Origin of the sequence: Pseudomonas sp. BAY1663 (genome assembly GCF_000582595.1) — a bacterium.
Classification (GTDB): Bacteria; Pseudomonadota; Gammaproteobacteria; order Pseudomonadales; family Pseudomonadaceae; genus Stutzerimonas; species Stutzerimonas stutzeri_AF.
Window position 1 is genome coordinate 1 of the sequence record NZ_AZSV01000119.1, and the last position, 9,917, is coordinate 9,917.

Consider the following 9,917-nt stretch of genomic DNA (forward strand, 5'->3'; position numbering starts at 1 on the left):
CTCGGCGGCCAGGCCGCTGTCCTGCTGGTACTTCAGCGGGGCAAGGCGGGGAAACACGGTGTGGTCGTCGCCGAACACCAGCGTGTGGCCACCTTCGTCATGCTGGAAGTGAAAGCTAAGGCCTTCCTCCTCGCACAGGCGCTGGATGAAGTGCAGGTCGGACTCGTCGTACTGCACGCAGTAATCGCGTTCGGGGTAGGCGTAGGGGCCGAGCTGGAAAAGGTAGTCGCTGCCGCCGAGCAGGCCGTGGTCTTCGAGCACTGCGGCGATGATCTGCGGCACCGTCCGCTGCTGGAAGATGCGCTGGTCGAAGCAGTGCCCCAGATAGGCCAGGGCCGGCCGCAGGTCGATGCGGTAGCGGGTCAGGCGCTTGCCCGAATCGCCCTGCTCGATACCGTAGACGATGCCGTGCACGCCCTTGCCGCCGGGGCCGAAGGCGAGGTAGGCGGGCTGGTTGATCAGCGCATCGAGGTCGAGATCGGGGCGCTCGCTGACCAGCTCGATATCGAAGCAATAGGGGTGGTTGAGCCTCTCCCGGCCTTCGAAGCCTGCTACCTGCAGGCCGGTTTCATGACTTGCGATGGCGAGGGTGATGTGCGCCTGGTTGGCATCCCGCATGCCTTGGCCTCCTTCCTTGGGTTAGGCGAAGGCCGGAGGGTGACCGATGGCGGTGTCCAGTTCAACAACCACGGCTCCAGAGCATGCATCAGGTCAAGAAATGCCCGATCTTGCGCGGCTCAAGCGCGCCGGTCCTCGTGCAGCCGCTCCAGCTCGCGGGTGACCGTTACGCCAGGCGTAACGTTCGCCCGGTCGGCTTGATTGATGACCCCCCGGTCACCTCCCTACTGTGCGCTCCACAAAGCGGAAAACCTGTGGAGTCGCCATGACAACAACAATCTCCCCACCGCCGCAGTGGTCGCGTCGTCGCGCTGAAAAAGCCCGTCGTCTCGATCAGGTGCGCAGCCTCGCCGATGGCGTGGTACTGCCCAGCGAGCGGATCGTCGAGGCCCTGGAACTGCTGATCGCCCCTGGCGACCGGGTGGTGCTCGAAGGCAACAACCAGAAGCAGGCGGACTTCCTCTCCCGCTCCCTGGCCAAGGCCGACCCCGGCAAGCTGCACGACCTGCACATGATCATGCCGAGCGTCAGCCGTGCCGAGCACCTGGATCTGTTCGAGCGGCAGATCGCGCGCAAGCTCGACTTCTCCTTCGCCGGCCCGCAGAGCCTGCGCATCAGCCAGCTGCTGGAAGACGGCCTGCTGGAAGTCGGCGCCATCCACACCTACATCGAACTCTACTCGCGCCTGCTGGTGGACTTGATCCCCAACGTCGCGCTGGTCGCCGGCTTCCAGGCCGACCGCCACGGCAACATCTACACCGGGCCGAGCACCGAAGACACCCCGGCGCTGGTCGAGCCGACCGCCTTCAGCGACGGCATCGTCATCGTCCAGGTCAACGAGATCGTCGACGAACTGCCGCGCGTGGACATCCCGGCGAGCTGGGTCGATTTCGTGGTGGTGGCGGACAAGCCGTTCTACATCGAGCCGCTGTTCACCCGCGACCCGCGCCACATCAAGCCGGTGCACGTGCTGATGGCGATGATGGCGATCCGCGGCATCTACGAAAAACACAACGTGCAGTCGCTCAACCACGGCATCGGTTTCAACACCGCGGCCATCGAGCTGATCCTGCCGACCTACGGCGAATCCCTCGGCCTGAAAGGCAAGATCTGCCGCAACTGGACGCTCAACCCGCACCCGACGCTGATCCCGGCGATCGAGACCGGCTGGGTCGAGAGCGTGCATTGCTTCGGCACCGAGCTGGGTATGGAGAACTACATCGCCCAGCGCCCGGACGTGTTCTTCACCGGCCGCGACGGCTCGATGCGCTCGAACCGCATGATGTGCCAGCTGGCCGGGCAGTACGCCGTGGACCTGTTCATCGGCGCCACCCTGCAGGTCGATGGTGATGGCCATTCCTCCACCGTCACCCGCGGCCGCCTGGCCGGTTTCGGCGGTGCGCCGAACATGGGCCACGACCCGCGCGGTCGCCGCCATCCGACCCCGGCCTGGCTGGACATGGCCATGCCCGGCGGCGAGGCCCCGGTGACCATGCTCGAACGCGGCAAGAAGCTCGTGGTGCAGATGGTCGAGACCTTCCAGGAGGGTGGCAAACCCACCTTCGTTGAGCAGCTCGATGCGGTGGACGTGGCGAAGAAGAGCGGCATGCCGCTGGCGCCGATCATGATCTACGGCGACGACGTCACCCACCTGCTCACCGAGGAAGGCATCGCCTACCTGTACAAGGCCCGCTCGCTGGAGGAACGCCAGGCGATGATCGCCGCGGTGGCCGGCGTCACCAGCATCGGCCTGCGCCACAACCCGAAGGACACCGAGCGCATGCGCCGCGAAGCTGATCGCCCTGCCGGAAGACCTCGGCATCCGCCGCAACGACGCCACCCGCGAGCTGCTCGCCGCCAAGAGCATCGCCGAGCTGGTGGAGTGGTCCGGCGGCCTCTACAACCCGCCTGCCAAGTTCAGGAGCTGGTGATGAGCGCACTCATTGCACGACAGGCGCCGACCGCGGCCGAGCGCCTGGCCGATCTGGCGGTGCAGGCGCTGGTCGACGAGGCCGACCTGTCGCCCAAGCCGGGGCTGGTCGATCGGCGCGGCAGTGGCGCGCACAGCGATCTGCACCTGGGGCTGATGCACGCCTCGGCGCAGTCGCTGTGGCCGGCGTTCGCCGCCATGGCCGATGCCGCGCGGAGCGAAGGTCGGGTCAGCCAGGCGCTGCGTGAAACCCTCGGCCAGCTGGGCCGCGACGGCGAAGCGGAGATGTTGCGCGTCACCGCCGGGTCAACACCCATCGCGGCGCGATCTGGGCGCTGGGGCTGCTCAGCGCGGCGGCGATGCTGGAAAGCGGCGCTTCGGCCGGCGGGATCGCCGCCAGCGCGGCCGCCCTGGCGCGGCTGGACGACCCGGCCGCGCCGCACAACCCGGACAGCCACGGCGCGCGGGTCTGCCGTCGCTACGGCGTGCTCGGCGCCCGCGAACAGGCGCAGCACGGCTTTCCCGCGGTCATCGAGCACGGCTTGCCGCAACTCCTGGCCAGTCGCCGCGCCGGCGCCGGCGAGCAGAACGCCAGGCTCGATGCACTGCTGGCGATCATGAGCAGCCTGACCGACACCTGCGTGCTGCATCGCGCCGGTCTGGAAGGGCTGACCCGTATGCAGGCCGGAGCCCGCGCCGTGCTCGAAGCCGGTGGTGCCGCCAGCCTCGCCGGCCGTCGCCAGCTGCGCCTGCTCGATCGCGACATGCTCGCCCTCAACGCCTCGCCGGGAGGCGCCGCCGACCTCCTGGCCGCCACCCTTTTCCTTGACCGCCTGGCGCCGCATGCGCTGGCGCCGACTGGGAGCAACTGAACATGGAAACCCTGTCTTTCGAATTCGCCGCCGGGCAACCCGCCCGCGGCAAGGCCCTGGTCGGCGTGGTCGGCTCGGGCGATCTGGAAGTGCTGCTGGAACCCGGCCAGGCCGGCAAGCTGGCGATCCAGGTAGTCACCTCGGTCAATGGTGCCGAGCAACGCTGGAAGAGCCTGTTCGAGCGGATGTTCCGCGAGCAGACGCCACCGGCATTGAACATCGATATTCACGATTTCGGGGCCACGCCCGGCGTAGTGCGTCTGCGCCTGGAGCAGGGACTGGAGGAGGTCGGCCATGACTGATGTGTCCGCTAACACCGTGGCCCGTTTACTCGCGTCGCGCAGCTTCGTCGAACTCGGTGCCCGCCAGCGTGCCCGCGCGCTGCTGGACGAAGGCAGCTTCCGCGAACTGCTCGATCCGTTCGCTCGCGTCACCTCGCCCTGGCTGCCGAAGCAGGGCATCGTCACCCAGGCCGACGACGGCGTGGTGGTCGCCAAGGGCACCCTTGACGGCCAGCCGGCGGTGATCGCCGCCATCGAAGGCGCCTTCCAGGGCGGCAGCATGGGCGAAGTCGGCGGCGCGAAGATCGCAGGCTTGCTGGAACTGGCTGCCGAAGACAACCGCAACGGCATCCCGACCCGCGCCGTGCTCCTGCTGGAAACCGGCGGCGTGCGTCTGCAGGAAGCCAACCTGGGCCTGGCCGCCATCGCCGAGATCCAGGCGGCCATCGTCGAGCTGCGCGACTACCAGCCGGTGATCGGCGTGGTCGCCGGTTCCGTCGGCTGCTTCGGCGGCATGTCCATCGCGGCCGGGCTGTGCAGCTACCTGGTCGTGACCCGCGAAGCCCGCGTCGGCCTCAACGGCCCGCAGGTGATCGAGCAGGAAGCCGGGCTCGACGAGTACGACTCGCGCGACCGCCCCTTCATCTGGAGCCTGACCGGCGGCGAGCAACGCTACGCCTCGGGTCTGGTGGACGCCTACGTGGCCGACGACACCGACGCCATCCGCGCGCAACTGCACGAACTGTTCGCCCTCGGCAAGCCGCTGCAGCCGCGCAGCCGCCGCCACGCCTGGTACCTCCAGCGCCTGGCCGACGTCGACACCCGCACGCAGCTCGATGCCGCCGCCGTGCGTGCCCTCTACGAAGGAGATGCCCCATGAGCCGTGGATTGAACTGGTTGCAAGCCCTGGCCGGCGGCCAGGTACAGGCGGGCTATCCGGCCTCGGTGAAGGTGGTCGACGGCACCCTCGGTGAGCGCGCCGCCCGCTATATCGCCGTGGTGCCGGACGCCGAGAATCCCTTCCCGCGCGCGCGCAATGGCGAGGTCGGTCTGCTCGAAGGCTGGGCCCTGGGCCAGGCGCTGGACGAGGTGATCGCGGCCGATCGCGACAAGGCGGACAAGCGTGTGGTGGTCGCCGTGGTCGACGTGCCGAGCCAGGCCTATGGCCGCCGCGAGGAGGCGCTGGGCATTCACCAGGCGCTGGCCGGTGCGGTGGACGGCTATGCCCGTGCGCGGCTGGCCGGGCACCCGGTGATCGCGCTGCTGGTGGGCAAGGCCATGTCCGGTGCCTTTCTCGCTCATGGCTATCAGGCCCAGCGGATCATCGCCCTGCGCGATCCGGGCGTGATGGTGCATGCGATGGGCAAGGCCGCCGCGGCGCGCATCACCCTGCGCAGCGTCGAGGAGCTGGAAGCCCTGGCCGAATCGGTGCCGCCGATGGCCTACGACATCGACAACTACGCGACCCTCGGCCTGCTCTGGGAAACCCTCGCCGTGGATAGCATCGAACAGCCCTCGGCGGATGATCTGGGGCGTGTGCGCGACTGTCTCGCCAAGGCCGTCGCGGACATCGGCGGCAGCAGCGACCTGCGCGGCCGTCTCGGCGCGCCGAATCGCGAGGCGTCGTCGCGGGTGCGCGAACTGTTGCGCGCGCAGTGGTAGCGAACACCTGAGCGGCGGTATCGCCGGACCCGTCAGCGACTCGACAACAACAATCACGAGGAGGCTGTAGATGCACGACACACCTCGCCCCCACGACCTGCTCTGGGGTATGCGTCCCGAGCAGTTGCCGGCCGATGCCCCGGCCTGGGCGGTGGCCGTGCTCGCCGCCGGCCAGCCGGTGGTGGTGCGTCGCGCCGTCGTCGCGCCAGGGCAGGTGGCGGTCGGCCTGCGTGGCGCCACGCGAGACCAGCGTCTGGCCGCGCTGATGCCGATCGCCGCGATCAGCCAGCGGCTGACACCGGAGCAGCTGCTCGATCGTCGCGCCAGCGAGGACCTGCCGGTGTTCCGCGTGCTGGCAGGCCTGCGTCCGCTGCTCGATGCGCTCGGCCATGCCTGGGGTGTCACCGGCTCGGCCGGCTTCCAGCTCGCCACCGGCTTGTCGGCGGCGCATCCGGACAGCGATCTGGACCTGCTGCTCAGGGCCGAACGGCCGCTGCCGCGCAGCGAGGCGCGCCCGCTGCTGCAGCTGCTCGAAGGCCGCGCCTGCCGCGTCGACCTGCAACTGGAAACCCCGCTGGGCGGTGTGGCGCTCGGCGAATGGGCCGGTGGCGCCGCACGGGTGCTGGTCAAGACCGCCGAAGGACCGCGCCTGGTCGGTAACCCCTGGGTAGAGGAGCGGGTGGCATGAGCAGCCTGTTCGCCTTTCCCGGCCAGGGCGCGCAAAAGCCCGGCATGCTCCGGCGACTGCCCGAGGCGCCGGAAGTCGCCGCGACCCTGGCCGAGGCCAGTGCCGTGCTCGGCGAGGATGCGCTGCGGCTCGATTCGGCCGAGGCGCTGCAATCGACCCGCGCGGTGCAGCTCTGCCTGCTGATCGCCGGTGTCGCCGGGGCGCGCCTGCTGATGCGCGATGGCCAGCGGCCGGACTACGTCGCCGGGCTGTCCATCGGTGCCTATGCCGCGGCGGTTGTCGCCGAGTCGCTGACGTTCGCCGACGCCCTGCGCCTGGTCGCCCTGCGCGGCGAGCTGATGCAGCAGGCCTATCCCGAGGGCTACGGCATGACTGCCATCCTCGGCCTGTCGCTGGGCACGGTCGAGTCGCTGCTGGCCGAAGCCGAGGGCCCGGTCTACCTGGGCAACATCAACGCCGACAACCAGCTCGTCATCGCCGGCAGCGATGCCGCCATGGCCGCGGTCGCCGTGCGGGCCAAGGCGCTGGGCGCCTCTTGCGCGCGACGCCTGGCGATGAGCGTGCCGTCGCACTGCGTGCTGCTCGAGCAGCCGGCACAGCGGTTGGCGGATGCCTTCGCCGAGGTGGAGGTGCGCGCACCGCGGATTCGCTACCTCAGCGGCTCCTCGGCGCGTCCGCTGTTCGACGCCGAGCGCCTGCGCGACGACCTGGCCTTCAACATGTGCCGCGTCGTCGACTGGCACGGCACCCTGCGCACCGCCTTTGAGCGCGGCGTGCGCCTGCACATCGAGCTGCCGCCGGGCCAGGTGCTCACCGGCTGGCGCGGCGGGTTTTCGAACAGGGTACGCTGGTCGCCTTCGACGGCGCCCGGCTCGACACACTGGACGCCTTGCTGCGTCAGGAGGGCAGCCAGAGCCGATAGACCGCGTGCAGCACCCGGGCGAGCCTTCGCCCAGATCGATGGATAACAACAACGACCTCGACAACACGCGCCGACGCCTTCTGCAGGCCCGGCGCAACCCAAAAGGACAAGAACAATGATCATCTTTGGTGTGGCCTTCCTGGCCTTGTGTACCCTCATCGGCATCTTCGTCGGTGAGCTGCTCGGCAAGCTGATCGGCGTGCCGGCCAACGTCGGCGGCGTCGGCATCGCCATGGTGCTGCTGATCCTCGTCGGCAGCTACCTGAAGAACCGTGGCCTGTTCAAGGCCGAGACCGAGCAGGGCGTGAAGTTCTGGAGCGCCGTCTACATCCCGATCGTGGTCGCCATGGCCGCGCAGCAGAACGTCTACGGTGCGCTGTCCGGCGGCCCGATGGCGATCCTCGCCGGCGTCGCCGCGGTGGCCCTGGCTTTCGCCCTGGTGCCGGTGCTGGACCGCATCGGCCGAAAAAAGCCTGAGGCCGAGCCGGTTGCCGCCGCCAAGCCCGCCACCAGCAGCGCACGGGGGTAATGGCCATGTACGAGTCCCTGATGAAAGTGATTTCCGGCTACGGCCTGATCAGCGGCTTCGCCCTTATCGGCGCGACCATGTGGCTGTCCTACTGGCTGTCGGACAAGCTCACCAAGGGCCGCCTGCACGGCTCGGCGGTGGCCATCCTCATCGGCCTGCTGCTGTCCTACATCGGCGGCGTGGTCACCGGCGGGCAGAAGGGCCTGGTGGACATCGCCCTGTTCTCCGGCATCGGCCTGCTCGGCGGCGCCATGCTGCGTGACTTCGCCATCGTCGCCACCGGTTTCGGCGTCAGCGTCGAGGAACTCAAGCGCGCCGGTTTCGTCGGTGTGCTGGCGTTGTTCATCGGCGTGTTCGCCTCGTTCGTGGCGGGCGTGGGCGTGGCCATGGCCTTCGGTTACACCGATGCGGTCAGCCTGACCACCATCGGCACCGGCGCGGTGACCTACATCGTCGGCCCGGTCACCGGCGCGGCGATCGGCGCCAGCTCCGAGGTGATGGCGCTGTCCATCGCCGCCGGCCTGGTCAAGGCGATCCTGGTGATGATCGCGACCCCCTTCGTCGCCCCGCTGATCGGTCTGAACAACCCGCGCTCGGCGGTGATCTTCGGCGGCCTGATCGGCACCTCCAGCGGAGTGGCCGGCGGCCTGGCGGCCACCGATCCGAAGCTGGTGCCCTACGGCTGTCTGACCGCGGCGTTCTACACCGCCCTCGGCTGCCTGCTCGGCCCGTCGCTGCTGTTCTTCGTCATGCGCGGGCTGCTCGGCTGAGCAGCCTTGCACGGACATCCCCATCGTCATACGCAGCGCGCCTTCCCGGGCGCGTTTGCGTTCATCAAGGAATAGCGAACGATGCACACAAGGAACAACGCACGATGAAAACTCTCAAGGTCAGCCACAAACTGGCTCTCGGTTTCGCTGCCATTCTGATCCTGACCGTGGCCGTGGCATTGATCGGAAGCTTCAGCATGGATGCCCTGATTTCACGCAGTGACAGGGCCAAGATCGCCGAGGACCTGCTCGACGACGCGAACCTGATCCGCTATTCGCGGGCCGGCTTCGAGAACGAGGGCGACCGCAAGTACGTCGAGGACGTGGAAAAGGCGGTCAGTCGCATCGTCCAGCGCGTACAGGATACGCAGGGCGAGTTCGTCGAGCGGGAAGACATCGACCGCCTGGCGCTGATCGGCAGCGAAGCGCAGCGCTATGGCCAGTCCTTCCTCGAACTGGTCGGATACACGGACCAGAAGGTCAGGACGCGCAGCAGCTGGGTGGCGGCCGGCAACACCTCCGACGCGCTGATCGCGGAGCTGGAGAAGCGCTGGGTCGGCACGGTGGATGATCCGGTCCTGTACGAAACCCCGGAAGAGGCCTCCACCGGCTTGCTCATCGGCGAGGTGTCCAGGCACAACCGGATGGTGCGTTTCCTGGTGCGCGGCTACCTGATGGGCGAGGACGAGAAATCTCTGCAACTGCTGCAGGATCAGTTCAAGACGCTGCAGGCATCGCTGGACCGGCTGGACGCGCGACTGGCCGGCACGCCCGGCGTGGACCTGCAGCCGCTGCACGAGTCGGTCGCGACCTACATCCGCCAGTTCAACCAGCTGCCGCCGCTGGTGGCGGCGCAGGCCAGGGTGCGCCAGGAGATGCTGGACATCTTCGATACCCTGTACCGCAACTCCGTCGGCATCGTGAAATCGCAGACGGACAAGCGCGGCGCCGAAGCCGGCGAGAAGAAGGCGCTGCTGCTGCTCATCACGCTGTTGGCCGTGGGCCTGGGCGTACTGATCGGCTGGCTGATCGTACGGCAGATCGTGCGCCCGCTGTCGCAGGCGGTGCTCATCGCCGAGCGCATCGGCGCGGGCGACATGACCGAGCATTCGCGGGCGTCGCGCACCGACGAGTTCGGCCTGCTGCTCGACGCCCTGGAGCGTACCCGTGGCAACCTGCGCGAACTGCTCGGCCATATCGGCGGCATCACCCACCAGCTGGCCAGCTCGGCGCAGGAGCTGTCCGCCGTGACCGAGCAGACCAGTGCCGGTATCCAGAGCCAGCGCCAGGAGACCGACCAGGTCGCCACGGCCATGCACGAAATGGCCGCCACCGTGCAGGAGGTGGCGCGCAATGCCAACCAGGCCTCCGCCGCCGCGCAGCACGCCGACCGCCAGGCGCTGCAGGGCAACGATGTGGTACGGCGGGCGCTGGCGCAGATCGACGACCTGTCCTCGCAGATCGGCCTGTCCGCCGAGGCCATGGAGCAGCTGAACCAGGAAGCGGCGGGCATCAGCACCGTGCTGACCGTCATCAGCGGCATCGCCGAGCAGACCAACCTGCTGGCCCTCAACGCGGCGATCGAGGCGGCCCGGGCGGGCGAGGCCGGGCGCGGTTTCGCCGTGGTCGCCGACGAGGTGCGCGG

8 protein-coding genes and 3 pseudogenes are annotated in these 9,917 nt (G+C 68.8%); 10 read left to right on the top strand and 1 reads right to left on the bottom strand.

Translation table 11 applies throughout. The features are described from left to right. Nucleotides 1-618: type VI secretion system tip protein TssI/VgrG (gene tssI / locus BAY1663_RS20855; protein WP_037044606.1), on the bottom strand; the 618-nt coding region annotated here is incomplete at its 3' end. 265 nt (nucleotides 619-883) lie between these two features. Here tssI and mdcA point away from each other — a divergent pair. The 10 genes and pseudogenes from mdcA to BAY1663_RS20905 all read left to right on the top strand — a co-directional run. Next, nucleotides 884-2,549: pseudogene (mdcA, locus tag BAY1663_RS20860) on the top strand (malonate decarboxylase subunit alpha). Beyond that, a pseudogene (locus BAY1663_RS20865) lies at nucleotides 2,549-3,420 on the top strand (triphosphoribosyl-dephospho-CoA synthase). Before mdcA ends, BAY1663_RS20865 begins: the two co-directional pseudogenes overlap by 1 nt. A gap of 2 nt (nucleotides 3,421-3,422) precedes the next feature. After that, on the top strand, nucleotides 3,423-3,722 hold the full coding sequence (locus BAY1663_RS20870; protein WP_003281886.1) for a malonate decarboxylase subunit delta: 300 nt from the start codon (nucleotides 3,423-3,425) through the stop codon (nucleotides 3,720-3,722). Continuing rightward, complete coding sequence (locus BAY1663_RS20875) at nucleotides 3,715-4,581, top strand: biotin-independent malonate decarboxylase subunit beta (RefSeq protein ID WP_037044607.1); 867 nt, start codon at nucleotides 3,715-3,717, stop codon at nucleotides 4,579-4,581. The genes BAY1663_RS20870 and BAY1663_RS20875 overlap by 8 nt, the downstream gene beginning before the upstream one ends. After that, nucleotides 4,578-5,363: a biotin-independent malonate decarboxylase subunit gamma gene (gene mdcE / locus BAY1663_RS20880; protein ID WP_037044609.1), complete on the top strand. Its 786-nt coding sequence runs from the start codon at nucleotides 4,578-4,580 to the stop codon at nucleotides 5,361-5,363. The genes BAY1663_RS20875 and mdcE overlap by 4 nt, the downstream gene beginning before the upstream one ends. 70 nt (nucleotides 5,364-5,433) lie before the next feature. Continuing rightward, a complete protein-coding gene (locus tag BAY1663_RS20885; RefSeq protein ID WP_037044611.1) occupies nucleotides 5,434-6,051 on the top strand; it encodes a malonate decarboxylase holo-ACP synthase in 618 nt (205 codons plus the stop codon). Beyond that, nucleotides 6,048-6,973, top strand: a pseudogene (gene mdcH, locus BAY1663_RS20890) (malonate decarboxylase subunit epsilon). The gene BAY1663_RS20885 and the pseudogene mdcH overlap by 4 nt, the downstream one beginning before the upstream one ends. Before the next feature lie 115 nt (nucleotides 6,974-7,088). Further along, entirely contained in the window at nucleotides 7,089-7,502 is a 414-nt protein-coding gene (madL, locus tag BAY1663_RS20895; RefSeq protein WP_037044613.1) for a malonate transporter subunit MadL, read from the top strand. A gap of 5 nt (nucleotides 7,503-7,507) precedes the next feature. Next, nucleotides 7,508-8,272: a malonate transporter subunit MadM gene (madM, locus tag BAY1663_RS20900; protein WP_037044617.1), complete on the top strand. Its 765-nt coding sequence runs from the start codon at nucleotides 7,508-7,510 to the stop codon at nucleotides 8,270-8,272. Between the two features lie 104 nt (nucleotides 8,273-8,376). Then, nucleotides 8,377-9,917: methyl-accepting chemotaxis protein (locus tag BAY1663_RS20905; RefSeq protein WP_037044615.1), on the top strand; the 1,541-nt coding region annotated here is incomplete at its 3' end.

What these genes read in the sequence shown, in the direction of transcription:
- mdcE (WP_037044609.1), top strand. Translation starts at nt 4,578, where the DNA reads ATGAGCCGTGGATTGAACTGGTTGCAAGCCCTGGCCGGCGGCCAGGTA.
- BAY1663_RS20875 (WP_037044607.1), top strand. Translation starts at nt 3,715, where the DNA reads ATGACTGATGTGTCCGCTAACACCGTGGCCCGTTTACTCGCGTCGCGC.
- madL (WP_037044613.1), top strand. Translation starts at nt 7,089, where the DNA reads ATGATCATCTTTGGTGTGGCCTTCCTGGCCTTGTGTACCCTCATCGGC.
- madM (WP_037044617.1), top strand. Translation starts at nt 7,508, where the DNA reads ATGTACGAGTCCCTGATGAAAGTGATTTCCGGCTACGGCCTGATCAGC.
- BAY1663_RS20885 (WP_037044611.1), top strand. Translation starts at nt 5,434, where the DNA reads ATGCACGACACACCTCGCCCCCACGACCTGCTCTGGGGTATGCGTCCC.
- BAY1663_RS20870 (WP_003281886.1), top strand. Translation starts at nt 3,423, where the DNA reads ATGGAAACCCTGTCTTTCGAATTCGCCGCCGGGCAACCCGCCCGCGGC.